Consider the following 26,465-nt stretch of genomic DNA (forward strand, 5'->3'; position numbering starts at 1 on the left):
TTAAAAGTCTCCTTTAACACTTGTTTTTTTACATATCCCTCACAGTAAAAAGTAAAACACTCCTCATTACCTTACAATTTCTGTCAGACCTTATTTACTTTGAAAATATTAGCATTATTTTTACAGAATTTACAAAGGATAAGATTAACACATATCAAGGGGTCCGAAAATATGCGGTTTAGGAAAAAAGGGGGGGATACTCCAAATATACAATTTAATGAATCGATGAATTCATTTCCGGAAATCCCCCTAAATCCAAGATTAAATATAAATATAGACATACTGAAATCTGCCTATAAAGATTGCTCAGACGTGGTATTTCGTGGCTTTAGTATTGGTAGCGAGATCAATGCTGTTCTGCTATACATAGATGGCCTTTCAAATACCGACGAAGTTGACCAGCGTGTGTTTATGCCGCTTATCAAGCTGAAAAGCCCGGAAACCAGATCTATATTTGAGCAAGTAAAAAAGGAAATATCAGTATCAGATATCAAGGAAATCTACACGATACCTGATATTTTTAAACAGATTTCCATTGGCAGCACAATCATTTTAATTGAAAACCAAACAAAGGGAATTTCGGTGGGTCTGCCAAAGTGGGAAAAACGCAGTATTCAGGAACCAGACGCGGAATCCGTCATTCGCGGTCCCAGGGAGGGTTTTATTGAAACATTACGCGTTAACACCTCCCTATTACGCAGGAAAATTCGACATCCATTATTAAAAATGAAACCAATCAATATTGGCGGCTACACCGAAACGCAAGTCATCGTGGCGTATATCGAGGGATTAGCCGATAACGTTTTAGTGGATGAAGTTACCCAGCGACTTAAGCGAATTAAGATTGATGGAATTTTAGAAAGCGGATATATTGAGGAAATGATCCAAGATAGCCCATTTTCTCCTTTCCCGCAGTTATTAAGCACAGAACGTCCGGATGTCGCCGCAGCTTCTCTATTAGAAGGCCGGGTTGTTATTTTAATTGACGGCACCCCTTTTAGCCTTATTGCTCCCTGTACGTTTCCTAGTCTATTACAGGCACCTGAGGATTACTATAATCCATTTTACATCAGTACATTGATCCGTTGGCTGCGCTATATTTTCTTTTTCATCGCTTTACTTGCACCATCAGCGTATGTGGCAATCTTAACCTTTCATCAAGAAATGCTTCCAACTTCACTGCTTTTAACGATCGCTCAAAGTCGTGAAAAAATCCCTTTTCCAGCTTTGGTTGAGGCGTTTATGATGGAAGTCACTTTTGAGGCACTAAGAGAAGCAGGTGTGAGATTGCCAAAACAAGTTGGGGCTGCTGTTAGTATTGTTGGTGCCCTCGTTATTGGACAAGCAGCGACGGCTGCGGGTTTGGTTTCATCACCGATGGTTATGGTGGTTGCCATTACAGGTATTGCTTCGTTTCTAGTGCCAAGATATGCAGCTGGCATCTCGATTCGCCTACTCCGATTTCCGATCATGATTTTATCCGGAATGTTGGGACTTTTGGGCGTCATGCTCGGAATTACCACCATCGTTGCACACCTGTGTACGCTTAAATCCTTTGGTGTACCCTATCTTAATTCGGCAGCAGTACTAAAGCTTCGAAATTTAAAGGATGTCTTGGTTCGTGCCCCGTGGTGGGCCATGGAAACACGGCCTGAATTTTATTCAAAAGATGATACTAGTAACCTAAGACGTGAAGCCGAGAATCAAATGCCCAGTCCAAGCCAAGGGGATGGTGGAAGTTGATGTGTAAGACGATAAAAAGGCCTTTCACTTTATTCCTGCTGATTTCCCTAACCTCGATTGTCCTTACAGGATGTTGGGATCGAACGGAAATAAATGACTTAGCTATTATACTGGCGGCAGGGATGGATGAAGGGAAAAAAGATAATATCGAACTTTCTGCCTTAATCTATATTCCGAACCAGCAAAGTGGACAAGGGTCTGAGATGTCAGGTGGAGGGGGCAGCAGCCAATCCTTTGTGAGATCAGCTGAGGGAGAAACCGTGGCAGATGCTATAGCACGTCTTCAGGAAGCACTTCCAAGGAAGATTTTTTGGGGGCAAAATGAAGTGCTCCTTATTGGTGATAAATTAGCCAAGAAAGGAATCAGCGAACAAATTGATTTTTGGATGCGGCACTCGGAACCTCGGATACGTGCCGATGTATTTGTTTCGAAAGGAAAGGCAAAGACTGTTTTAAAGGCAATGCCGGAATTGGAACAAGATGCCTCACAGCAACTTCGTAAAATAGTCAAAACAAATGTCGGTGTAAAAGTAACGGTAAAGGATTTATTGCAAATGCTATCCCGTAAATCCAATGCAGCCGTACTGCCATGGGTTGAAAACCTATCCCCATCACATATGGATAAAAAAAAGGCCATTCCAATCATTAACGGATCAGCGATTCTTAAGGATGGAAAAATGGTAGGAAAGTTAAGTGATAAAGAAACAAGGGGAATACTTTGGCCAAGAAATGAAATAAAATCCGGTGTGATTACCATTTCTTTTAAAGATGAAAAAGGCTACATCTCCTTAAATCTACTAAGAAGCCATAATGAATTGATCCCTTCCATTAAAAACGGCAAATGGAGCATGCGCGTTAAAACGAACGCCGATCTAGAAGTCATTCAAAATACGACAAAATTCAACTTATTCGATCCAAACATCATAAAAAAAGCTGAGCAAAAGGTTGAGTATGAAATTGAACTAAGGGAACGGCACGTTTTTAAGAAAGTCCAGCGAAAGTTAAATGCTGATATTTTCGGTTTTGCGGATATATTTGAGAAAAAATATCCACAAACATGGAAAAAAAAGAGAGGTCAATGGAATGAAATTTTTCCCGAGGTAGCCGTTTCTTTTGAAACGAAGGTAAATATTACGAGAACCGGTTTAGCAGATGAAAAACATAAACGAGGTGCCGAGCGATGAAGGTTCTTGGAATCTTAGGGGTATCGATTATACTGGTATTTATTTTTTTGATTCAAAGGCCGGGGTTGGAGAGAAGTGGAAAAAGTGTAAAAATGGCCTTTTTTTCGATCATGATGGTGAATTGGGTCCTTGCTGTTTTACTTGTGATTTTTCCAGAAATGCCGGGACCTGGACAAATGGTTGATTTCATCTATAAGTCATTTAAGCCGTTTTGGTAAAGAAACTTCTGTAAGTAAAGGAAGGAACAAACATGATTGAAAAAGGAAGAATTTCTGGTCTGGAGCTTGCTCTCATTATGTATGCAACCGTAACTGGAACAGCCATTCTTTATATTCCCTATGTCACAGCACAGCATGCAAAAAATGATTTGTGGTTGTCTCCTATATGGGGTTCTTTGAGCGGCTTTCTTATCGTCGTGATCATTGTCATACTCTCTAGGTTTTTTCCAGGGAAAACACTAATTGAATATTGTGAACTTATACTTGGTCGGACGATAGGAAAGTTCATTGCGTTCCTTTACCTTTTTTTTCTATTACATGATACTGCCATTGCATTTAGGGAGTACGGTGAGTTCGTAGAAAGTGCATTTTTGCATAGAACACCTATGTTGTTTGTGACTGGAAGTATAGCCATATCTTGTGCCATTGCTGTTCATGGGGGCATTCAAACGATTGGACGATGTGCTGTGCTTTTTGTGCCGATTGTTTTAGCTTCCTATGTACTGATTTATATCTTTCTAATTCCTGATTTGAATCTGAAAAATATGCTGCCGATAATGTCAGATGGGGTAATGCCCTCCATTAAAGGGTCACTGGCACCACATGCCTGGTTAAGTCAATTTTCATTGATGTCATTTCTGCTGCCGTTAGTAACGAATCAACAAAAGGTGATGAAATGGGGAATGATTTCAGTCATTGCGAGTGTTTTGACGATGGTTTTTATGAACCTAGGAAATCTCTTTTTATTTGGGGAAATTATTATCAACTTACAGTTTCCGGTGTTTGAAGCGGCGAGATTTGTTAGTATCGGTTCTTTTTTTGAACATATCGAGTCCATCATTATTGCTGTGTGGGTTCTTGGCGGCTTCATTCAGCTGTCCGCCTTTTTTTATATGGTTGTTCTTGGTACTTCTCAGTGGCTGAAATTGCCAAGTTATAAACCATTTATTTTACCAATTGGTTTTTTAATTATTCTATTTTCAGCCTGGACAATACCTTCTTTTGAAGACATGATTCGAGGAATGGGTACAACTGTGCCTTTTTATTTCTTAACAGTTCAACTGATCATTCCCATTTTACTTCTATGTGTTGCGGTCATACGTAGGAAAAAACCGAAACCGTCTGGATAATCGTCAGAATTTAAAATAGAAAAATATTTAAAGGTAAGAGACACTAGAATAAGTTAAAAAAGTGTCTCTTTTTTTAATATACTCCATTCATAGAATTGTGAAATCAAGGAGGACTTTGTTATTTTATAGCGAATGAAAAAGAGTAGTGAGAAGCTAAAGTCATGGTAGAATGTGTAAAATTAAGCATTTTGAGTATTTTTAATAGTGAATTTAAATGAAGGCAACATGAGTGTTTGATATATTAAACATATCAGATATAGTAATAATGTAGGCTGCAACAAATGCATGAGCTATAACAATAGTTTTTTAACCAGATTTAGAAATTTTTTTGGCAGGTGACATTTATTTGTGTTTAAACAATTTCTTGAAAATACAACCCTGAAAAATCAGGAGTTAAAAAAGCTTTATTTATTGATCCATAAATATGGCCCTATTACAAAAGCAGACTTAATCGAGAAAACTGAAATCAAAAAGACAACAATTGTTCGTATGATTGACGAGCTAATAAAAAATAAGTTTATTAAGGAAACGGGATTTGGGGAGTCGTCTGTTGGCCGCCCTCCCATCTTGTACGATATTGAACCAGATCGTAATTACATCATTGGCATTCATATTTCTCGAATGAAAACAAATATTGTGCTTTTTGATTTACGATATAACGAGATTAATAAGGATTCGTTTGCTATGACTTCTATTCATACACCTGAATTTGTAATCATGAAGGTAGAAAGAATCGTAAAGAGGTTTATGGAAAGTCATCATTTTGATGAAAAAAAACTTTTGGGAATTGGACTTGCGGTCATCGGTCCTCTAAATCAAAAAGAGGGGATTATTTTAAAGCCGGAAGCCCTTCTTGTGTCAAACTGGGAGAATGTTCCTATTGTTGAAATGATCCAAGAAAAGTTTCCAGTAAAAATACTGTTGGAAAAAAGTACGAATGCGGCAGCTGCTGCTGAGTATCATGCGGCAGGTTTCAAATATAACAGTATCCTTTACTGCATTAGCGGCGGCTGGGGAATGGACTGCGGTGTCGTCATGAATGGAACAATTTTAAGAGAACAATTTACAAGCGGAAATGGTTATAGCCATATGATTATTGATGTTGATGGGAAAATATGTTCTTGTGGCAAGCGCGGGTGTATGGTTGCTTATACCTCATTTGAAGGCATTCTTAGTGAATTAAAAAAGGAAAGTGTATTGGAAGGAAGTATGAGTGATGAGCTTTTTCAAAAAGCATCACTTGATGATATGATGGAATATTTTATGCAGGGAGACAAAAGAACAAAGGAAGTTATTTTACAATCTTCACGGTATTTAGGAATTGGCCTTTCTAATGTAGTAAATCTTTTCAATCCGGAATTAGTCATCTTAAATGGTCCGTTTATTTATGAATTCGAGGATTATTATAAACAAGTTATTCAATATATTACTAAAAATATAGGGTTTGATAGAAGAGTAACGTTCTCTCAGGGGGTACTTAAAGGAAACGCTGCAGCTGTTGGAGCCGCTTTATTGCTCTTTGATTCATTCCTCAATGACCAAATATAAAAGATTCAAAAAATTCTTGATTTTATTAAAAACTTAATATAGTATAGAAATACAGACTAATTAATTCCAAAATGGACTAAATTGATTTAAAATGTCGTTTTTACTCTTATTTTTTGTCTAGTTTAGTCCATTTTGGTCAAAATTAACGGAGGGGAAAAGATGGATAATTCAGTAATTATGTTAGGTACAGGGAGTCCAAGACTAACGAAAGAGAGAATTGCATCCGCACATCTATTAAAAATGGCTGGTATACCGATATTAGTCGATTGTGCAGAGGGAACAACAATGCAGCTGGTAAAATCCGATATTGCACCACAAGCGGTAAAGCATGTGTTTTTTACACATCTTCATGCGGATCATATGTTAGGGTATGCAAGCTTTTTAGTCAGCGGCTGGCTGGAAGGAAGACGTGAATTAACAGTTTTCGGACCTGTTGGCACGAAAAAAATGCATGATTTGGTTGTAGAAATGCTCAAAGATGATGTTGATTACCGGATGTCATTAGGAAGGCCGGCAGCAGGGATACGTGCCGAAGTGAAAATCATTGAAATTGAAAATGAGGGGAAAGTTGAGGTAGATTTACCAATCGAGGTTACATGTGCCGCGATGAATCACAGTGTTTCTACTTTTGCATTCCGATTTGAAAAAGATGGAGAATCCGTAGTTTTTTCAGGTGATACAGCACCACCAACAGATAAACTTGTAAAGCTTGCAGAAGGTGCCGGTTTATTAATTCATGATACTTGTCTTACTCCTATTGATGGGGATCCTATGCCAAATGCTGAAAAGATATGGGAAAACCTGCAGAAAGAACATTGTACACCGGCTCAGTCAGCAGAAACAGCGAAAAGGGCAAATGTAAAAGAATTGGTTTTAACACACTTTTTACCTAAAATGAACCCTGAAAAAGCGTTGGCTGAGGCTGCAGAAGTATTTAAAGGTAAAATTTATGTTTCAAACGATTTAGATGTAATTAAGATTCCAGTGAAAACTCTAGTAAATTAGGAAAAAGGTATCTTTTTTTTCATATATTATTAATATTATCACAGTGCTAATATAATCATATGTGAAAAAAATATCTTTTTATATTTATGACTCTAAAATAGATAAACCTCGGAAAAGCTTCATGAAACCTGCCGTTCTTACTTCAGGGCAGGTGAAGCTCCAATAAATGATCTTCTTCATAAAATTTTTAAAGCGCTTTCTTTATTATTGGGGAATATTAATCGTTTCGATTAAAGGAATCTGTTAATGTCTTATTTTTATTGAATTTGTTAGTAAATATTTTGCAAGGAAAAGAGAGGGTGTTAAAAAGGATGCGTTGGACTGTACTTCTATTTCTATTCTTTACTATGGCCGTTAACTTTGCGGATAAGGCAATCATAGGATATGCTGCTAATTCTATTATCAGTGAGTTTGATCTCTCATATACGCAATGGGGGTTAATTGGCAGTAGTTTTTTCTGGCTGTTTTCAATCTCCGGAATTTTTGGGGCTTCTTGGTCTGACCGAATTGGAACGAAAAAAATTATTGGTTTGATGATATTAAGCTGGACAATTTTACAATTTGGTGCGTTTGCTATCACAGGTATCTTTATGTTGGTTTTATATCGTGTGTTACTTGGTATAGGTGAAGGGCCTTTTGCACCAACTGCAATAAGCCATGTGACGAAATGGTTTAAGCCTGAATCCCGCGGAATGGCTATTTCAATATTAAATGCAGGTGGTATGCTGGGTGCTACAGCATCAGCGCCTATTTTAGTATATTTGATTTCCGAATTTGGCTGGCGTTTTGCATTTGCTGCTCTAGGACTGGTCAGTCTTATTTTCCTTGTGGTCTGGATGATGTTGCCTGAAACGATGAAAGCGAAAAAGAAGGAAAACGGTGTAAAACAAGCCCCAGATAAATTTAAATGGTCAGAATTTTTGGTCATATTACGATCTCCAACCTGTTTATTCACTTTATTAGCCGCTTTTTCAGCGTCTTGGGTAACAATGTGGATTACACTTTGGATGCCTAGTTACCTTACTAAGGTTGTAAAAATGACACCTATGGAAATGGGATATGCTGCTTCTATAGTGGGTATTGGATCTGTTATCATTTCTATTCTAATAGCAACTGGTTCAGATCGCTTGTTTAGTAAAAGTCAAAACTTCCGTGTATCCCGGGTATATTTTGCAGGTGGGGCATTAGTAATAGCAGGATTGTTTTTAGCTTCTGCAACGATTTTCCAATCTGCGGCTTGGGTAACAGCAGCTATTCTCTTAACGAAAGGTTTTTCATATACCATTATGGCGATTAGTCCACAGGTTTTAATGCAGCTCCTTCCTGGACGAGCAGGACTAATGACAAGTCTTAGTACATCATTCATGAATATTGCGGGTATGGTTGGACCTTTAATTACAGGATTTGTGGTTGAATCAGCCGGAGGAAATGTAAGCCTTGGATTCAATTATTCTATTTTACTAACTGCTTCCCTGCTATTTGTTTTTGGAATCGCTTTCGCAATTTTTGCAAGACCCGAAAAGAAGGCGATTCAAGTGAACGGTTCTCTTGTTTCTATGGAGCCTATTAAAGAGGCATAGAATCCAAATAGGTTAGTTATTTCAAAAGACGACTTCAAAATTCAGGAAAGTGAATTTTGATCGTCTTTTTTATTCAATTATAGATTAATAGAATCATGTATAACGAGCTGTTATACCCCATACTTATGTTGCAATATTCCTTTTTAATCGACCGTGCTATCTTAATTAATAAGAACATTACTAACATTCAATAAAGATATAATAAAGGAGACTGTCTCGTGCAGTCCCCTTTTACCACAATGGTTCTTCTTTATCAGTTAATTTTAGTAGTACTGGCATGACAAACAGAGTCACAAGCAATAAGGTAAGTCCTAAGAGTAGTACAGAAAAAAGGGATAAATCAAAGATTACGGAAAACGGAATAATGCTAATAGGGAGTAAGGCTAATAAAGACGTCGTATTCCTCGAAGATTTACTTTGGTATTGAAAGTCTCCACAATGATTACATTGCATACTTTTACGAAATGTTAATAACTTCTTAATCGCATCAAGCCAAGACCACTTTCTTTTACAGTTTTGACAAATAGGCAATGCTAATTCCTCCTTTCTAAGAAGCTTTTATTAATAATCATACGTTCTTATTGTTCGATAAGTTTCATTTACTCGGTACAAACAATTTTCTATTAGCTCTACCACGAAAAGATGAAAGAATTGTTTTGAAGAAGTTAAAAAAGGCTGGAATTGCAACAGGGATTTTTATTGTAATGGCAGTAATGATTCTATTAATCATTCGTTCGGTAAACCAGTGGATCGTTAAGAACGAAGGAGAAGAAATAGTTAGGAATGGAGGCATCTGTGAGCTTGTTGAATTAAGCGTCAATGAGAGTAAACAGTATTTACTAATAGAGGGAATGGACAAAAATAAGCCAATTCTTTTATTTTTACATGGCGGTCCTGGCCAGCCTTTTCCATTTGGAGTCAGTGTCAGGACCGCTTTTCCTGAGCTTCCTGAAAATTTTGTAGCGGTATACTATGATCAGCGGGGGTAAATGTATTTTATGTTATTTTAGTTTTTCTCCTTCTCATCCGACTCCTTTAGGCACAGCTGCGGTTTTTTTTTCGTTCTTTTTGTTGTTCTATCACAGCAGCTAACATACGTAATCGCAGAAGTTGTGGGAGTTTAATCCATAAACCTGTTTTTATTTTCATCTAGAATACCTCCACGTATCTGTTGTATTAGTGTTAGTCTTTCATTTGCTGGGTGCCTTTTGGCTCAGTTGTTTTTGTAAGGAAAAAAGTTTATAAAAATTTTTCTGAAAAACATTCATTTGTCGCTTAAGACATTAAAGGATTAAGTCAAACCAACTTTAGTCAACTTCTTCGTGAAAAGCTTCAGATGTCGTTAATTCATTACAATTCCAGCAAAAACTTCTGGTTCTTTCCCATTTTAAAAGTGGTTCACCACAATAAATACACACAAGGTCCAACATTTTCATAAAGAATTCCTCCTACAAAACAGTTTTCAAAACAGTTCAGAAAATAAGCTATGATAACCATCAAATAAATTTTGGAAACCACATGAGGATTGGCATAGGTTATGTTCCGAAAGATCATGGTGAAATATTAATGAAGGTTTCATGTGATTTCCAATGTCATTCCTGCGTTTTTTCTCTTTTCTATCTTCCGAGTCAATAAAAGGAGAAGCACAACAACTGTCATAGACCCTGTCATAATGAACAATTGACATTAATTACACCCCCTTAATTTATATTGAAATTAGCACTCAATCATGGTGAGTGCTAATTTCAATATAAATATATAAAAAAATGGTAGAAAATTCAATATTTAACTGTAAAAATTTTTAAATTTTAATAGTAAATTATCATAAAAAACTATAGTTTTGTCCGAAGTCTACAAGGTTGACAGGCACCACAAAAATCCTTTGTAATAAAACGTTCACACGTTTATGAAATCCATATGACCTTTTTTGCCTTGTCTCTATATATAGTCTATGAAAACAGTTTACGAGGAGAAAGGCAGTGGTCATGGATGGCAAAGTTTAGAAAAGTGCGTACTGATTTTTGGATGGATCCGATGGTTTTAGAGGAGATGACGCCAGAGGACAGATACTTTTATTTATACCTTTTAACGAATCAAAGTACGACTCTAATTGGAATCTATAAGATTACGAAAAAGCAAATGGCTTTTGATATGGGCTATTCCATCGAAAGTGTTCATTCGTTAATGGAACGGTTTATCATGCATCACCAGCTGATCCGCTACAATCCTGATACGAGGGAGCTCGCAATAAAAAACTGGGGGGAAAATATCTTTGATAAAGCCGGGAAACCAATGATGGATTGTATTTTCTCCGAATTAAAAGATGTCAAAGATACCTCATTGATTCAATTTGTTTTGGAATCAATTAAAAAACAGGAATTCCGAAGCTTATATGAATCTTTTATGAAAAAAGAAGAGTTTATTTTCAGCAAGGAGGTTAGTGTTCAAGATGAAAACCATACATATTTAGATTCTGAAAGTGAAGAGTTGGACGATACATGTACGAATCGAAACACGATACGTGGACAAGAAGAAGAAAAAGAAAACGATAAAGAAGTTTTTCAGCCAATAAGAGAGTAATACAAATGCGTGTTAGCAATAAAAACAGTGCCAGGGACCCTTCAAAATTAGATGGTGCCTGGCACTTTTTTTAGGAAAAGCTTGAAGGGGAAAAAATGTTTAAAACATTGATGGTTGTGGTAAACATCCAACAAGATAGGAGATGAGCGAATGGATGAACAAAAACAAAGTTATTATATCAATATTCAATCTAATGAAATTTTCAGAGGACCATACGAGGGAGAGTGGGATTATAAAATTGAAGCGACAGAATCTCAAGTAAATTTCCTTGAAAGGCTTTTTAATCGAAATGATGAAACAGATTGGGAAAGTTATTTTCGATCACATATTCCGTATCTTGGATATCATCATCAGCCTCAAAATAAGGAATATGACCAGCGGATACTATGGATCTATTCGATGCTTTATGACTTAGGTGATGAGAAAACACGTGCACATATTAGAAAAATGGGAATTTTAAATGAAGATAGTGCCAATATTCAGCACAAGGGATTTTAATCTTACTGGTACATGTAAACGAGAAATCAACTATCGGTAGTAGTTTAATTTTTTTATCAAAGGGTATTATTAATCATCATAGATTGATAGGAGGAATGATAGAATGAAGAATGAAGCATACCCAAGTAAAATACCCGAACAGGAACAAAATCAGCAGCCGGGGATCCAAAAGGAAATGACACCACTGCCAGAAACGATAAACTCCAACTATAAAGGCAGTGAAAAGCTAAAGGGCAAGAACGTAGTTATTACTGGAGGAGATAGTGGAATAGGACGAGCAGCATCCATTGCATTTGCGAAAGAAGGAGCAAATGTTGCAATCTTTTACTTAAACGAAAGCAATGATGCGGAAGAAACGAAACAACATGTTGAGGAGCAAGGGGGAAGATGTCTATTACTATCTGGGGATATTGGTGATGAATCCTTTTGTCAGGTAGCTGTCAAACAAGTAGTAGATGAATTTGGCGGAATAGATATAGTGGTGAATAATGCAGCGGAGCAGCATCCACAAGAAAGCATACTGGACATTACGACTGAACAGCTGGAAAAGACATTTCGAACAAATATTTTCTCCATGTTTCACATAACAAAAGCGGCCTTACCGCACCTGAAGGAAGGTAGTTCCATTATTAATACAACCTCGGTTACAGCTTACAAAGGTCATCCTACGCTTGTTGACTATTCTGCCTCAAAAGGTGCTATAACAGCCTTCACCCGTTCTCTTGCATTACAGTTAGCTGAAAAGGGAATCAGGGTTAATGGGGTAGCTCCTGGACCAATATGGACTCCGCTCATTCCATCGACATTTACAGAAGAGGAAGTAGGCAAATTTGGTCAGAATACACCGTTGAAGCGGCCAGGTCAACCGGAAGAACTCGCACCTGCATATGTTTATTTGGCATCAAATATCGATTCATCCTTTGTAACAGGGCAAATATTGCATGTTAATGGCGGAACGATTGTAAATGGCTAAATCGAAATTTATATACAAAAGCACTAAACGCGGTCAGTCCCATGCATTGGGAAACTGGTTGCGTTTTTTTGAATAATAAAGCATTTTTGAAGACTTAACAATCGGATTGGTCCAGCAAACGGTCGAAGTTCCCTTGATACTATTTTGCAGTGCCAGGCACTTTCAATATGCTCAAATAAAAACTCTCCCTTTTTTAGAGCTGATTTTCTATTTTCTTCCTACTTTTTGTGAAAAATAGAATAGAAAATATAAAGGAATAGGTGAGGTCATGAGTCAATTATCCGATTTTGTATCCAAGCATTATCATCAAAATGTTGAGGAATTAAAAGAATTACTTCGTATTCCAAGCATAAGTTCCTTATCTGAGCATAAAGAGGATATCCAAAAAGCAGCTTCCTGGATCGCCAATGTATTAGAAGGCATCGGAATGGAACATGTGGAAATCGTCCAGACAAAAGGTCATCCGATTATTTATGGTGACTGGCTTCATCAGAAAAATGCGCCAACTGTCTTAGTATACGGTCATTATGATGTACAGCCTGTTGATCCACTTCATTTATGGGAAACGCCTCCGTTTGAACCAACGATCCGTGATGAAAAGATCTTTGCCAGAGGGGCAACCGACGACAAAGGGCAGACGTTCTTACATATTAAAGCAGTCGAATCACTACTGAAAGTAGAAGGTAAATTACCGGTTAATGTAAAATTTTGCATCGAAGGAGAAGAAGAAATCGGAAGTCCTCATCAGCGTAAAGAAGATAAGCGGTTCTTAAAATCTGATAAATCAGCGGATATTGTCTTATAAAATCAAAGACCAGGTATGTCCTTTAGCCAACAGGTCGACCATTAAAATAAAATGTACCCTATAGAGTAGACACTTAAAAAGGTCTGCCCTATAGGGTACTTTATTTGTCAAGATGAAGGCATAAAAGCTGGATGAGCCGAATAAGTCATAGTGATCATGGTTTTGTTTTTTTTCTTGTCTTTTAACTTTGAAAGATTACACTAAACAGAGAGGAGATTGGTTGTATGCAAGCAGTAACCAAAATGTTTTTAGAACAACTCGACATGCATTGCCATGAGAATGAATGGTTTGCCTCCATGGATCAGGCGCTTCATGGAGTCATCGCAGCTGAGGCAGCATGGACAAGTTCGGGAATCAGCAATTCGATTTGGCAGATTGTCAACCACTTGATATTTTGGAATGAAGATGTAATACATCGAATTAAGGGAACAGAGAATCCGCATAAGGCAGAAGACAATGAAGAAACCTTTGGAAATCCGGGTGATCCAGAAGACGAAATTGGATGGGCTCAGACAGTGCAGCGCCTCAATGAAGTTATGAATAAATTAAAAACGCTCATTGCGGAACTTGACGATGAAAAGTTAAAAGCTCCTTATGCAGCTAACAGGTACTCTATTGAGCGTTTACTCAGCAATATCATGATGCACGATACGTATCATCTCGGCCAAATTGTTCTGTTGCGAAAGTTGCAATCCTCTTGGGGTGGCGTTGATTGGTCCTAAAGCACCATAATTCAGCGACCTTCCTCGCCCAGCCATAAAAGCAGTATTGACGGTGTGAAGCCCATTTCATTCTCTTTGGTGACGCGGGTGATTTTCTACGGTATTCAACGTATGTAAAGATAGTAGAAATGCCAGTTTTCTATCTTTGTAGAAGGAATATATTAAGGATGTCAGGAAGGTGCAATTAAGGATAACTTCGGTAATATTCCTTTATTATTTAATAAACAATATAATATGTTTATTAAATAATAAATAGGAGATTACATCATGATACCAGATTTCATTCTAATTGCATTATTTGTGTTTCTTTTAATATTGGTTGTATTTTTATTGAAAAAGAAAGAAAAGCACAAGCGCCCAGAAAATAACCAAGTTGTAGATAGACCAGAAAACAAGGTACTAATAAATAATATACTCAATAATGATACAGAAGGCGTTAAGAGAAGTTTTGAAAGCTATAGAGCAGCTCCTCATTCAAAATCTCAATTCGGTGAGTCTGCATTAGAATTAGCTATACAAAAGGATAATAAATATATAGTTGCTTATTTAATTAAGTATGGAGCAATACCAAATGCAATGGAAAGGGAAGAAGCCTTTAAAAGAGGAAATAAGGAAATAATTGAAATGCTAGAGACAGGCAACCATTTAAGATTAATTAAAGAGTATGAGTTTTTCAAGAAAACAAAATGATTGTTTATCAAGCACCTCAATTTATAGGGTGCTTTTTATTATCGGGCTTGAGTCACTTAAACACCGAACAGGAATAACAAAAACAAAGACCATCCTATAATGAATGGGCTTTGTAAAATTTCCTATAGGTGAATATTCATTAACTGAGCATGGAAGAAAACTTTTACCGATTTTAGAGGCTATGTACGACTGTGGCAAAGATTACATTCTATTTTGTAGTGCCAGGCACTTTTAATATGCTCAAATAAACTCTCTCCCTTTTTTAGAGCAGATTTTCTATTTTCTTCCTAGTTTTTGTGTACAATAGAATGGAAAATAAAAAAGAATAGGTGAGATCATGAGTCAATTATCCGAATTTGTATCCAAGCATCATCATCAAAATGTTGAGGAATTAAAAGAATTACTTCGTATTCCAAGCATAAGTTCCTTATCTGAGCATAAAGAGGACATCCAAAAAGCAGCTTCCTGGATTGCCAATAAGTTAGAAAACATTGGAATGGAACACGTTGAAATCGTACAAACAAAAGGTCATCCAATTATTTATGGTGACTGGCTCCATCAGGAAAATGCGCCCACTGTATTAGTTTACGGTCATTATGACGTACAGCCCGTTGACCCAATTCACTTATGGGAAACCCCTCCGTTTGAACCAAACATCCGAGATGAAAAAATCTTCGCGAGAGGAGCAACAGACGACAAAGGGCAGACGTTCTTACATATTAAAGCAGTTGAGACTCTCCTAAAAGTAGAAGGTAAATTACCGGTCAACCTTAAATTTTGTATCGAAGGAGAAGAAGAAATCGGAAGTCCAAATCTTCCACAGTATTTATCCGACAATAAAGAAAAATTAGCCTGTGATGTCGTGGTCATATCCGATTCTGATATGTGGGATAGAGGCGTTCCTGCAATTACATATTCTTTAAGAGGTCTGGCTGCTCTCGAGGTTTCTCTTAAAACGGCAAATACGGATTTGCATTCAGGCATGTTCGGCGGAGGAGTTCAGAACGCTAACCATTTATTAGTGAAGCTGCTTTCAACTCTTCATGATGAAAATGGAAAGGTAAATGTGGATCAGTTCTATGATGATGTTATAGAATTGACAGAATTTGAGAAGGAACAAATTAAAGCACTGGGCTTTGATGAAGAAAAGCTAAAAAAACAATTAGGTTTAGCAGAATTAACTGGTGGGGAAAATAATTACCCATATCCAGAGAAAGTTAGTTCGCGGCCAACATTAGAATTAAACGGCATATGGGGTGGATTTCAGGGGGAAGGTACAAAAACCGTCATTCCGAACGAGGCACATGCCAAAATCACCTGCCGTCTAGTCAATAATCAAAATCCAGAAAAGATCCAGGGCTTAATCAAAAAGCATTTGGAAGAACACGCACCAAAAGGCTGCACAGTAAAAGTGACACTTCAAGATACAGGAAATCCATTCTTAACCCCAATCGATGATCCGATGATTCAAAAAGCTGCTGAGGCCTATGAAAAGGTTTATGGGAAAACACCTGTTTATAAAAGAGAAGGGGGTTCGATTCCGATTGTATCGGATTTCAACCATACCCTAAATTCTCCAGTTATCTTAATGGGATTCGGCTTGCCAGATGAAAATCTCCATGCACCGAATGAACATTTTAACTTAGAAAACTTTGATAAAGGGATTTTAACGATTTGTTCCTTTTTAGATTTAATCTGAATAGATAGGCAAGGGAGGGATCGCATAACATCCCTCTTTTTTGCCGATAAAAGTGCCAGTCTCCTTCCAAATTTTTGGTTGGTACTGGAACTTTTTTCTCTGGGAGGAGCGGGTAAAAGGACCAACTTATAAATAAATTTAACAATAACTTGAAGGGATGGAGGACAGATCCCACTGTCCCAGTTACTTCTAAATCCTACACTATTATATTTCCATTCCTACGTCCACAAAGGTTGGCATATTTTTCATCATAGAGCAGGCTGCTTCTATAATAGGGAAAGCCAAAGCAGCACCGGAACCTTCTCCTAAGCACATATCCATGTGTAACATTGGTTCGATTCCTAGCAGATCACTCGCTATTTTTCCACCTGGTTCTAGAGAGGCATGGGAGGTGATGAAATATTCCTTCGCTTTCGGTTCAATCCTTGCAGCAATTAAAGCAGATATGGTTGAAATATAGCCATCGATTACAACTGGAATTCTATTAGCTGCAGCCGCAAGCATAACACCTGCCATTCCACCTATTTCTAGTCCACCAATTTTGGCTAAAACATCGATTCCATCCTTACAATCTGGCTTGTTGATCTCAATCGCTTTCCTAATTACAGCTGCTTTATGTTCGATTCCTCCTGTACCTAACCCAGCCCCTCTTCCAGTAATCTCTATAGGATCACAATTTTTTAAAACGGACAAGATCGCTGTACTAGGAGTTGTGTTGCAAATCCCCATCTCACCTGTACCAAGTAAATTGACTCCTTTTTTTATTTCTTCATGAGCAATTTCTATCCCAACCTCTATGGATTTTATCGCTTCCTCCCTCGTCATAGCAGGACCCTTTGCCATATTGTCTGTACCATTCTTTATTTTTTTAATAATGACACCTGCGTCACTTGGGATCTCTCCCTTTATTCCAACATCTACTGCAACAATCTTAGCTCCAGTAACTTTCCCTATCACACATACTCCCGTTAATCCTTTTGCAAAATTCAACGTTTGTGCAAAAGTTACCTCCTGTGGATTACTTGTTACCCCTTCTTCATAAACTCCATGATCGCCCGCCATCACAATAACCGCTTTCTGATCAATCTCAGGATAGAGCTTTCCTGTAATCCCCGCTAATTGTATAGCAAGGGATTCTAACTTTCCCAAGCTTTTAGGAGGCTTAATAAGACTGTCCACTCTGGCCCTTGCTTTTACTACCATTTCTTGATCCAATCCCTCAATTTTTTCAATCGTTTGTTGTAATAATTTCATTTTTTCTTCTCCTTTCTTTTTAAGACCCTATTCAACAAAAAAAGTCTGTAGTTTATTTGATTAACAAATAAACTACAGACTTTTCCATTATCTATAAGAGTCAAAGCAGATAGGCAGGTCTCCTGGCTTAGGATCGTCACTTCATCAGGCCTTCCCAGAGATAACTCCAGTGGCATTTCTAATGAAACTCCCCATTACAGTGGTGGGACCGCTGAAGATTCTCACTCCATTCCCTATTCTCCCCAAAGGGCACCTACTACTTATATGTATTTTTCACTTAAACTTAAAATAGCAAAGACCTCTCCTTAAGTCAATTGGAAGAGGAAGGTTTCTTAAAGAGGATGACAGTTTGTTAGAGGAACTGTCCGTAACGTTAACCAATTTCCAATCGGATGAGGTGGTAAAGGAAGCTATCTTAGGAAGGATAATACCATTATTTATGCTGCTTAAATCGTTGAAAACATTAAATCAGACTTTGCGGTCCAAGTTCTAAGAGAAGCCTACCGTTCTGCAAAAGAACTGGATCATCAAGATATTATAATTGAAGCACTTTGTCACCAGCTTTCGGAAGAAGCTCTTCCTGAAATTAACGAACACATGAAGCTAGAAGGTTTGTGAACTGATAATCATACAGAATATATTTTGTCAGAATCCGAATCTGAAATAATGGAATAATCCTTGTATTTTTTAAACATAGAAAAATCAGATGTGGTAAAAATACAACTATTGATATTATCATGAGATACAGGACATTGAAGTGAAAGGGGGAGAAGTATTCGTATAATTCCTCTAACACCTAAAACCGACCTTTCTCTTTTCAAACAAACGGTAGAAGTATTGATTGAGTAGTTGATTAACGAAGTAGAGGATAAAGCATTGTATCTAGTTAAGGTGGAGGCGATAAGACATGAAAACATTTGATTTAAAATCAGGAACAGTTGTAATGGTAGATGAAAATCAAATTGTTATTGAAAGATCCGGTGGGAAAAGTGCCATGAAAGGGCTGTTTGCGGGAAGAGCTATGGGCCAAATGACCATTAAAATATCAGCTGTAACAGGCTTGATTTACTTTGCCGATTATATGGTGATTTGTGCTTCAGGACTGCCAACTCCAAACGATTTTAAACTAACAAGCGTAGCAGAAATAAAACAATATCCGAATTGTATTGTGGCAAAAGAAAAAGAACTAGAAGAGCTTTACCAATACCTTAGTGGATTTATTAAATAAATGGCGGTCTCTGCTTTTTGAATTGTACTGCGAAGCAAGTTTAATTCGTTTTTAAAATTATAATAGATCCTATATGAACGGTGGTCAGGTTGATGCATAATGGCAGCATTTTTATTATAAAAGAAGATAACACGTTATTGAAAATGGAAGAAACTTCTTATGATTCTAAGGAGATTCTTTAGTAACTATTAGATTGTAAGCATGCACACAGAATATGGAGTGAATCCTGATACAAAATATACGGCAATGATTTTCAAAAAGAAATAGTGAGCTCAATGAATTTTTTCTGTATCTTTACATTTCTTACAAAAAATGTTATGTTTAAAAAGAATTATTTTTGTTCGGTGTAAAGGATTTGTTACTTTTCATCTTGTTGATCACTGGGAGCAGGGATAGTATTACATTGTGTGTGTTTACACACTAGGAGGCAATACAAATGGAAAAAGGTAATGTTAAATGGTTTAATGGCGAAAAAGGCTTCGGATTCATCGAACGTGAAGGTGGAGACGATGTATTCGTTCATTTCTCAGCGATTCAAGGCGAAGGTTACAAAACTTTAGAAGAAGGTCAAGCAGTGACTTTTGATGTGGAGCAAGGCCAACGTGGACCTCAAGCTTCAAACGTACGTAAAGCTGCATAATTTTACAAAGCAGGGATGGCAGGCTCTTTTATGGGAGTCTGCTTTTCTTTTTCTGTGAAACAAAGAACCCCCACTTGTAAAGGAGTAGGGAACATGAAAACAGTAAAGCGGGAAAATCAACCTTCCCTTTATTGGTAATCCGACACGATTCCTATTGTTTTTTCTGATTTCTAAAGAAAAAGTAGTTGACACTTAAAATAAATTTATGATAAAATTGAAAATTTGATAAAAAATAATATATATGTTAAGGTAAAGAATGTTACCATATATGGAGGTGGATTATTTGTTTCAAATTGGCGATAACATTGTTTATCCAATGCACGGAGTAGGTATAATTAAAGCCATAGAAGAAAAGGAAATTTCAGGGGAAAAACAACAGTATTATGTCATAAAAATGTTAATCGGTAATATGCAAGTCATGATTCCTACGGGTAAAATATTGAGTTCAAATATACGCCCTGTTACTGATATAATTGCATTAAAACACATCATAAACATTTTTCATCATGGAGAATCAGATAGATTACTGCCGTGGAAACAAAGGTATAAAGTGAACACGGACAAAATAAAAACGGGTAAAATACAAGAATGTACTGAAGTTGTACGTGATTTAATTCGTATGAAGAAAGAAAAAGCACTTAATTCAAGCGAAAAAAAAATGCTAGATAACGCGCGTGAATTTTTGATTAGTGAACTGGGATTAATTAAAGGGATTACTGAAAATCAAATAAAAAGTTTCTGTTAAGGTTAATTTAGATAATGTATTACATCTCTCGAAAATATCCTGAATTATTATTAAAAGTAAATCATTTCAAAGACATTCAACTTCTCCAACTCACTTTAGATCATTAACCTCTTTTGTTATTTCTACAATCTAATCCATTATTATTATTATTTAAATTTCTTTTACCAAACGTTTGAAGTTTCATCAAATAACTCGATAAAATAGTCACTTGATTTTAGCAATCCTGATTCACACTGGCACGGACAAGGAGCCGTAAGGATGAAAGAGAGGTAGGGCTTTCATTGTTTTAGGTATACAATATATTATTTAAGTCATTATTTCTAGAAGAAAAAACAATCTGAGACAGTGAATAGTAATTGTTTATTTCTTTACGTAAAAGAGAAAAAACGAATTGGTAACACCATATGGTCAACTACAAAAATGTTTCCAGACATGGAAACTATTTTTTATTTTATTTAAATAACAATAGTAAAGATTACTGGTGATGGCTTTAAATCATTTGATGAAGGCCAACGCGTACAATTTGATATTCTTAAGGTACCTTATGCGAAAGAGTTGAAAAGAAATTTAAGAGTGTCAGTGACCTTTTTTTGAAAATTTCCAAAATGTGCCACCAGAACCGTCCCCATGGTTAAAATTTAAACTACTTTTCGTGTACCTTGAAATTGGGACAGAAGAGTAGTTTTTTTTATATAGGAAGTCCTGGAAATGTATCTGCAGCTAATATTATAGAAAAAGGGAAAGAAGTAGAGATTAAAGATCAGGCAACGAAAATGTTTATATATGGGACATTAGAAACATGGGTGGTAATGCATGCAACGGAAATTTATCAGAAAGAATATAATGCGAAATCAGTTTTACGAGAAGGACCTGAGACTAAAAATATTGAAGCGTCTCTACTTTTTCATCATCAATAACACTTTTTCATAAGGCAATGTAATCCTAATTAGATGGGTATATCCTATTCCATCTGAAGGTTCCTTTGATACCTTCTTCATATGTTGTATCCAAGTATTGAATCCTTAAAAGAAAACTTTTAATATAAAAAGTTTTTCGATATAGAGGATGAATAACACAACGAAATGGAGGAAAGTAACAATCGAACAATGGAGCAAATTATTAAACGGTCATTGGAAGCATTTAATTTAGACATTCCAGGAACAGCCTATTTTGATCCCCAACTAAGCAATCTAGACTGGCTTATCATCCAGTCATCCTATACAATCATTGGAAGGATTAGTATGTGATGTTTGATATCATAGTAGGTGGTATCATTTTTGGAATAACAGGGTTTTTACGGTGTAATGATACAGGTAGAAAGGGGAATTGGAAAATGAAAAGAAAAAGGGCTTCTCGAAATAAGCTACGTATTTTTACGATTCTACTTTTAATGTTTGCCTTAATCATTGGAGTTTATTATGCAATCAAAGAAAATAATCGTGAACAGACACCAGTTAAAGAAAGCCCAAATATAACTAAGCCATCTGATAATACAGTGGATTCAAAGAATGATCAGAATTCAAAAATTGAGAAATTAGTAGAAGAAACATTTACCTTATCTAAGGTAGGTAAGGTTCCGAACATTCCCTTTGTTTCCGGTAAAACAGAATGGAAGGAAGTAAACAAAGAGTGGGGAAAATCAGACCATATTTCGGAAACTGCTAAAGGCAGGTATGAGGAATACGAAAGTCATCATTCTACAATCGGCTTTGTGGATCAGACTGTAAATGATATACGATCTTATGATTCTGAATTACAAAATATTTCTTTAAATAATATTAAGAAAACTGGTGGAGAACCCGATGATATTCGATACTATAAAGATTCAACGCATGACCAAATGATCCTTGTTTATCAGGGAACCACTTCTACTGATTTATTATGGGTTTTACCAGTAAAAACTGAACAGGAGCAAAATCCTAAAGTTGACCATATTTCACTCTATACAAAGCTTGAAAAAATACCGAATCAACAAGAAAATCAATCCATTAAAGAAATAATTTCTAAAATGAACTTAGAAGATAAAATAGGGCAGATGATTGTTGCGGGGATTTCCGGGACCACTATGGATACAAATGCAAAAAAATTACTAAGCCAATTCCATGTCGGAGGAATTATTTTTTACAAAAATAATTTTGAAACCCCTGAACAAACCGTTCAACTTGTGAATCAGCTGAAGGCTGGAAATAGTTCGAATCTACCGCTTTTTTTAGGCGTTGACCAAGAAGGAGGAAGCGTAACAAGGTTGCCAGGAGGTCTTGTTAACTTTCCTACAAATAATCAGATTGGAAAGGTAAAAGATCCTGAGTTTTCATATAAAGTCGGAACACTATTAGGTCGTGAATTAAAAGATTTTGGATTAAATCTCGATTTTGCACCTGTTCTTGATATTAACAGCAATCCTGGTAACCCTGTTATCGGGGATCGATCATTTGGGAACAATTCGGAAGTAGTAAGTACACTTGGCATACAAACGATGAAAGGGATTCAGTCGCAAAATGTCATCCCTACAATCAAGCATTTTCCTGGACATGGAGATACATCGGTTGATTCCCATTTGGAACTCCCAATTGTTAATAAAAGCCTTAAGGAACTTAAAGAACTAGAGTTAATTCCGTTTGAACATGCGATTAATGATGGAGCAGATGTTGTGATGGTCGCACATATCTTATTGCCTGAATTGGATAAAATCAATCCAGCGTCCATGTCAAAAGCTGTCATGACGGATCTTCTTAGAAATCAACTTAGTTTCACGGGAGTAATCATAACCGACGATATGACAATGGGAGCCATTATAGAACATTTTGATATTGGTAAAGCAGCAGTTGAATCCGTAAAGGCGGGAAGCGATATTATTTTAGTAGGACATGACTATAATAATATTGTTAAGATTACCTCCTCTTTAAAGACTGCTGTTGAAAATGGGGAAATTTCCGATCAAAGATTAAATGAAAGTATAGAAAGAATTATTAAACTAAAAAGGAAATATAGCATTAACGATACGGAAGTAGAAAATCCTAACATAAATAAAATAAATCACTCAATCAATAGTCTTCTGAATACTTATTTAAAGAAAAATTAGCCTGTTATGAAGTGGTTATATCCGATTCTGATATGTGGGATAGAGGAGTTCCCGCGAATACGTATACTTTAAGAGGACTGTTTGCTCTTGAGGTTTCCCTAAAGGGCTTAATCAAAAAGCAACTAGAAGAAAAGGCACCAAAAGGATGCAGTGTTAAAGTAACACTTCAAGATACGTGCAATCCATTCTTAACACCAATTGATGATCCCATGATAAAAAAAGCGGCTCAAGCCTATGAACAGGTTTATGGAAGAGCACCTGTTTATAAAAGAGAAGGGGGCTCGATTCCGATTGTATAAGATTTCAACCATAACCTTAATTCTCCTGTTGTCTTATTGGGATTCGGTTTGCCAGATGAAAATCTCCATGCTCCGAATGAATATTTTAACTTAGAAAATTTTGATATAGGGATTTTAACGATTTGTTCCTTTTTAGACCTCATCTGAATAGCTAGGTAATGGAGAGGGATTGCATAGAATCCCTCTTTTTGCTGTGAGGGCGCTAAGTAAAAATGTTGTGATTAAGATATATATGATATTCAACTTGTTGAGCGGGAAATTCTTCTTCAATAGTAACTTAAATTAAGATGCACATTGCACTATCACTTTTCACTCTTTACACAATAAAATATGAAACAATGGAAAGGATGACGGATGTAATCATCATAGCTATCAGCGGCCGTCCTGCTTTGGTCCGGAGATCGTGAAGGCTGACATTTAAACCGAGACCGACCATGGCGGAAGTTAAGATAAATGTGGTTGCTGTTGAAATCCCATCCATGGCCACTTTTGAAACAGGGATTGATTTGCCAAGGATATAGCTTCCGAACAAACTCATCAAGATAAAGCCGATGAGAAACCAAGGGAATTCAATTGTAGTGTCTGCTGACTTTCCTGAACTACGTTTTTTCACCCAATACATTAGAATAAAACACAATGGAACAAGTAGTAGTACACGACCTAATTTGGCCAGCAGGGCAATGGCCAGGCCATCTGGGCCTGCGGGTGCCCCTGCTAAGGCAACATGAGCGATTTCGTGAAGGCTGATTCCGCTCCAGATTCCATATTCAATCGCCGATAACGGTAGAAATGGTCTTAAGATTGTGTAGGTTATCGAAAAAATCGTCCCCACCAGTGCAATAATTCCTATACCGATGGCTGTATCTTCATCTCTTGCCTTGATAATCGGGGAAACGGCTGCAATCGCTGCAGCCCCGCAAACACCGGTACCAACACCAAGCATAAGTACAAGGGAGGATTCCGCTTTCAGTAATTTTCCTAGCCATACTGTAAACAATATCGCAAAAGCAATGACACCGATATCACGTGCAATCAACCCTATCCCTTGATGAAGCACCACGTCAATGTTTAACTTTAACCCGTATAAAATAATCGCAAATCTTAAAAAGTGTTTGGCGGAAAATTGAATTCCTGCGCGAATCTTTTCCGGATAACCGAAAAATTGCCGGTAAATAACCGCAATCACGATTGAACAGGCAAGCGGTCCTACACGATCAAATCCAGAGACTTTCGCTAGGGCAAAACCGAACACTGCAATTACGCTGGTAAAAGCTATTCCCCCTAGCAATAATAAATGAGCAGAAGGTTTTGGTTCAGTTTTTTTTTGCAGTTGCTGGTCCTGTTTGCTCAAAGGTAAAACTCTAGCACTTTGACTTTCCATTCTAATCACCTAAATTTATTCATTTTATAATTTAATAATACTTTCAATTAGTGTATAAGAAAAATAATTATATATAATAGAAATGATAAGTAAAATCATATACATTGATTATTTTGAATAAGGGGGCAGATGATGGACCAACAGTTAGAAGTGTTTATTAAAGTGGTGGAGAAGGAGAATTTTTCAAAAGCAGCAGAGGAGCTGCATATGACCCAGCCTGCGGTTAGCCAGTATATCAAACAGTTAGAACAATCAATTGGCTCAAGGCTCCTGGAAAGGAATAATAAGTATGTCCGCCTAAATAAGGCGGGGGAGATTGTTTTTCACCATGCAAAGGAAATTATTACACTTTATACCAAAATGCAGACATTGGTCTATGACCTGACAAATAAGGCAGGCGGGACCATTGCGATTGGGGCTAGCTACACGTTTGGGGAGTATATCCTGCCGCATATTATTGCCAAAATGAAGGAGCAATATCCCCTAATTCATCCGTCAATCAAGATTCAAAATACAAAGGAGATCATTGACCTAGTAAAAAAACATCAGTTAGACATTGGCATCATTGAAGGATTTTATGAAAAAGCTACACTTAATTCCAAAGTGGTTTCTAAGGATAAAATGGTTATTGTGGCCTCACCTCTTCATCCTCTTCTGAGTGTAAAGAGGGAAATAAGAATATCTGATTTGGAGGAAGAAACATGGATTCTGAGGGAAGAGGGCTCTGGTACGAGGGAAGCTGCTGAAAATCTGTTTCGGAGATATGATTTCACCCCGAAAAACGTCATGGAATTCGGCAGCACCCAAGTTATCAAGGAATCGGTTGAAGCTGGTCTAGGCATTAGTTTGTTATCAAGTTGGGCAATTAAGAAGGAGCTGACAAACGGTTACATTGGCATCATTCACGTAAATGGACTCCCTTTTAAACGCAATTTCTCCATCCTAACCCCTGCCACCTATCAAACAAAGGCATTACAGACATTTATAGAAATACTATTAACATACTTAAGCGACCCGAGAAAGAACAGATTTTAGAGATTCATGGGGATGGTTTTTCTGCTCCAAATTATATTTGTACATTAAGACTGTTTTGAGCTACTTCCTATCTCAGCTATAGGAGGCAAATAAAAGTGCTAGGCTCCAACCAGTTCTCTTCCGCAATATTTTCGAATTTGTTAATGTAGAGACTCACTTACCGTAAGGAAGACATATTGGTCATACCTCTGAAAAAATACAATCGAGTTGAAGAGATTTTTCTAAAAAATCAAGTTATGTACAAAGGACGATTTGGCGAGGCAACAGTAAGTGTATGTGACACAGTAAAAATGACAGACCTGTTGAATCATTTACTAAAAGAAAAACCAGATTTATTTTCTTGATTTATAGGGACAACGTCAAAGTTTCTTACATAGATCAGGTTAGATGAAAAAAGACCAGACACAGTAGAGTTTATGTTAATGA

Annotated in this window: 27 protein-coding genes, 2 pseudogenes and 1 riboswitch; of the genes and pseudogenes, 25 read left to right on the forward strand and 4 right to left on the reverse strand. The window is 36.8% G+C overall.

Translation table 11 applies throughout. The features are described from left to right. Positions 1 to 171 precede the first annotated feature (171 nt). The 7 genes from AC2TFD_RS13140 to AC2TFD_RS13170 all read left to right on the forward strand — a co-directional run bounded on the left by AC2TFD_RS13140 (position 172) and on the right by AC2TFD_RS13170 (position 8,408). The gene (locus AC2TFD_RS13140) at positions 172 to 1,743 is read left to right on the forward strand and encodes a spore germination protein (RefSeq protein WP_484675901.1); all 1,572 of its coding nucleotides are present in this window, start codon (positions 172 to 174) and stop codon (positions 1,741 to 1,743) included. Continuing rightward, a complete protein-coding gene (locus tag AC2TFD_RS13145; RefSeq protein WP_484675902.1) occupies positions 1,743 to 2,927 on the forward strand; it encodes a Ger(x)C family spore germination protein in 1,185 nt (394 codons plus the stop codon). The genes AC2TFD_RS13140 and AC2TFD_RS13145 overlap by 1 nt, the downstream gene beginning before the upstream one ends. Further along, a complete protein-coding gene (locus AC2TFD_RS13150) occupies positions 2,924 to 3,145 on the forward strand; it encodes a hypothetical protein (RefSeq protein WP_484675903.1) in 222 nt (73 codons plus the stop codon). The genes AC2TFD_RS13145 and AC2TFD_RS13150 overlap by 4 nt, the downstream gene beginning before the upstream one ends. Positions 3,146 to 3,177: 32 nt before the next feature. Continuing rightward, the gene (locus AC2TFD_RS13155) at positions 3,178 to 4,275 is read left to right on the forward strand and encodes a GerAB/ArcD/ProY family transporter (protein WP_484675904.1); all 1,098 of its coding nucleotides are present in this window, start codon (positions 3,178 to 3,180) and stop codon (positions 4,273 to 4,275) included. A 348-nt stretch (positions 4,276 to 4,623) separates the two neighbouring features. After that, positions 4,624 to 5,823 carry an ROK family transcriptional regulator gene (locus AC2TFD_RS13160; protein WP_484675905.1) on the forward strand — a complete coding sequence of 400 codons (1,200 nt, stop codon included), beginning with the start codon at positions 4,624 to 4,626 and terminating at the stop codon, positions 5,821 to 5,823. Between the two features lie 159 nt (positions 5,824 to 5,982). After that, a complete protein-coding gene (locus AC2TFD_RS13165) occupies positions 5,983 to 6,828 on the forward strand; it encodes an MBL fold metallo-hydrolase (RefSeq protein ID WP_484675906.1) in 846 nt (281 codons plus the stop codon). A gap of 311 nt (positions 6,829 to 7,139) precedes the next feature. After that, positions 7,140 to 8,408, forward strand: coding sequence for an MFS transporter (locus tag AC2TFD_RS13170; protein WP_484675907.1), 1,269 nt, complete (start codon positions 7,140 to 7,142; stop codon positions 8,406 to 8,408). A gap of 231 nt (positions 8,409 to 8,639) precedes the next feature. On the opposite strand, the gene AC2TFD_RS13175 is transcribed toward AC2TFD_RS13170, so the two are convergent. Beyond that, entirely contained in the window at positions 8,640 to 8,939 is a 300-nt protein-coding gene (locus AC2TFD_RS13175; RefSeq protein ID WP_484675908.1) for a TIGR04104 family putative zinc finger protein, read from the reverse strand. A 125-nt stretch (positions 8,940 to 9,064) separates the two neighbouring features. On the opposite strand from AC2TFD_RS13175, the gene AC2TFD_RS13180 reads away from it, so the two are divergent. Continuing rightward, positions 9,065 to 9,397 carry a hypothetical protein gene (locus AC2TFD_RS13180; protein WP_484675909.1) on the forward strand — a complete coding sequence of 111 codons (333 nt, stop codon included), beginning with the start codon at positions 9,065 to 9,067 and terminating at the stop codon, positions 9,395 to 9,397. Between the two features lie 318 nt (positions 9,398 to 9,715). Here the strand turns inward: AC2TFD_RS13180 and AC2TFD_RS13185 are convergent, their stop codons facing one another. Beyond that, positions 9,716 to 9,844 carry a hypothetical protein gene (locus AC2TFD_RS13185; RefSeq protein ID WP_484675910.1) on the reverse strand — a complete coding sequence of 43 codons (129 nt, stop codon included), beginning with the start codon at positions 9,842 to 9,844 and terminating at the stop codon, positions 9,716 to 9,718. A 553-nt stretch (positions 9,845 to 10,397) separates the two neighbouring features. On the opposite strand from AC2TFD_RS13185, the gene AC2TFD_RS13190 reads away from it, so the two are divergent. From AC2TFD_RS13190 to AC2TFD_RS13225, 8 genes and pseudogenes are all read left to right on the forward strand, one after another. Further along, positions 10,398 to 10,988 (forward strand): hypothetical protein, encoded by a 591-nt coding sequence (locus tag AC2TFD_RS13190; protein WP_484675911.1) that lies wholly within the window; start codon positions 10,398 to 10,400, stop codon positions 10,986 to 10,988. A 150-nt stretch (positions 10,989 to 11,138) separates the two neighbouring features. Beyond that, complete coding sequence (locus tag AC2TFD_RS13195) at positions 11,139 to 11,486, forward strand: hydrolase (protein WP_484675912.1); 348 nt, start codon at positions 11,139 to 11,141, stop codon at positions 11,484 to 11,486. 103 nt (positions 11,487 to 11,589) lie between these two features. Further along, on the forward strand, positions 11,590 to 12,459 hold the full coding sequence (locus AC2TFD_RS13200) for an SDR family oxidoreductase (RefSeq protein ID WP_484675913.1): 870 nt from the start codon (positions 11,590 to 11,592) through the stop codon (positions 12,457 to 12,459). Between the two features lie 268 nt (positions 12,460 to 12,727). After that, positions 12,728 to 13,240, forward strand: a pseudogene (locus AC2TFD_RS13205) (M20/M25/M40 family metallo-hydrolase); the annotation flags it as partial. Positions 13,241 to 13,488: 248 nt separating this feature from the next. After that, the gene (locus AC2TFD_RS13210) at positions 13,489 to 13,986 is read left to right on the forward strand and encodes a DinB family protein (protein WP_484675914.1); all 498 of its coding nucleotides are present in this window, start codon (positions 13,489 to 13,491) and stop codon (positions 13,984 to 13,986) included. A 267-nt stretch (positions 13,987 to 14,253) separates the two neighbouring features. Next, positions 14,254 to 14,676 (forward strand): hypothetical protein, encoded by a 423-nt coding sequence (locus AC2TFD_RS13215; RefSeq protein ID WP_484675915.1) that lies wholly within the window; start codon positions 14,254 to 14,256, stop codon positions 14,674 to 14,676. A 121-nt stretch (positions 14,677 to 14,797) separates the two neighbouring features. After that, positions 14,798 to 14,911, forward strand: a pseudogene (locus AC2TFD_RS13220) (winged helix-turn-helix transcriptional regulator); the annotation flags it as partial. Between the two features lie 102 nt (positions 14,912 to 15,013). Then, positions 15,014 to 16,375, forward strand: coding sequence for a dipeptidase (locus AC2TFD_RS13225; protein ID WP_484675916.1), 1,362 nt, complete (start codon positions 15,014 to 15,016; stop codon positions 16,373 to 16,375). Positions 16,376 to 16,579: 204 nt separating this feature from the next. Here AC2TFD_RS13225 and cobT read toward each other — a convergent pair whose 3' ends face one another. Continuing rightward, positions 16,580 to 17,629: a nicotinate-nucleotide--dimethylbenzimidazole phosphoribosyltransferase gene (gene cobT, locus AC2TFD_RS13230; protein WP_484675917.1), complete on the reverse strand. Its 1,050-nt coding sequence runs from the start codon at positions 17,627 to 17,629 to the stop codon at positions 16,580 to 16,582. A 95-nt stretch (positions 17,630 to 17,724) separates the two neighbouring features. Next, positions 17,725 to 17,901, reverse strand: a riboswitch (cobalamin riboswitch). 635 nt (positions 17,902 to 18,536) lie between these two features. Here cobT and AC2TFD_RS13235 point away from each other — a divergent pair. The 7 genes from AC2TFD_RS13235 to AC2TFD_RS13265 all read left to right on the forward strand — a co-directional run bounded on the left by AC2TFD_RS13235 (position 18,537) and on the right by AC2TFD_RS13265 (position 23,623). Further along, entirely contained in the window at positions 18,537 to 18,857 is a 321-nt protein-coding gene (locus AC2TFD_RS13235; protein ID WP_484675918.1) for a hypothetical protein, read from the forward strand. Positions 18,858 to 19,293: 436 nt separating this feature from the next. Continuing rightward, positions 19,294 to 19,497: a cold-shock protein gene (locus AC2TFD_RS13240; RefSeq protein WP_406583809.1), complete on the forward strand. Its 204-nt coding sequence runs from the start codon at positions 19,294 to 19,296 to the stop codon at positions 19,495 to 19,497. Positions 19,498 to 19,765: 268 nt separating this feature from the next. Further along, complete coding sequence (locus tag AC2TFD_RS13245; protein WP_484675919.1) at positions 19,766 to 20,242, forward strand: CarD family transcriptional regulator; 477 nt, start codon at positions 19,766 to 19,768, stop codon at positions 20,240 to 20,242. A 665-nt stretch (positions 20,243 to 20,907) separates the two neighbouring features. Next, on the forward strand, positions 20,908 to 21,159 hold the full coding sequence (locus tag AC2TFD_RS13250; protein WP_484675920.1) for a hypothetical protein: 252 nt from the start codon (positions 20,908 to 20,910) through the stop codon (positions 21,157 to 21,159). Between the two features lie 165 nt (positions 21,160 to 21,324). Continuing rightward, positions 21,325 to 21,489, forward strand: a complete 165-nt coding sequence (locus tag AC2TFD_RS13255; RefSeq protein WP_484675921.1) for a hypothetical protein — start codon at positions 21,325 to 21,327, stop codon at positions 21,487 to 21,489. A gap of 86 nt (positions 21,490 to 21,575) precedes the next feature. After that, positions 21,576 to 23,324: a beta-N-acetylhexosaminidase gene (gene nagZ / locus AC2TFD_RS13260; protein WP_484675922.1), complete on the forward strand. Its 1,749-nt coding sequence runs from the start codon at positions 21,576 to 21,578 to the stop codon at positions 23,322 to 23,324. 11 nt (positions 23,325 to 23,335) lie between these two features. Then, the gene (locus AC2TFD_RS13265; protein ID WP_484675923.1) at positions 23,336 to 23,623 is read left to right on the forward strand and encodes a hypothetical protein; all 288 of its coding nucleotides are present in this window, start codon (positions 23,336 to 23,338) and stop codon (positions 23,621 to 23,623) included. A 316-nt stretch (positions 23,624 to 23,939) separates the two neighbouring features. On the opposite strand, the gene AC2TFD_RS13270 is transcribed toward AC2TFD_RS13265, so the two are convergent. Further along, on the reverse strand, positions 23,940 to 25,004 hold the full coding sequence (locus tag AC2TFD_RS13270; RefSeq protein ID WP_484675924.1) for a YeiH family protein: 1,065 nt from the start codon (positions 25,002 to 25,004) through the stop codon (positions 23,940 to 23,942). Positions 25,005 to 25,136: 132 nt separating this feature from the next. Between AC2TFD_RS13270 and AC2TFD_RS13275 the strand changes: the two genes are divergently transcribed. Together AC2TFD_RS13275 and AC2TFD_RS13280 are read left to right on the forward strand one after the other, a co-directional pair. Continuing rightward, entirely contained in the window at positions 25,137 to 26,039 is a 903-nt protein-coding gene (locus AC2TFD_RS13275) for a LysR family transcriptional regulator (RefSeq protein ID WP_484675925.1), read from the forward strand. A 176-nt stretch (positions 26,040 to 26,215) separates the two neighbouring features. Then, entirely contained in the window at positions 26,216 to 26,383 is a 168-nt protein-coding gene (locus AC2TFD_RS13280) for a hypothetical protein (protein WP_484675926.1), read from the forward strand. Positions 26,384 to 26,465 lie beyond the last annotated feature (82 nt).

The organism is Neobacillus sp. plas4 (assembly GCF_057221695.1).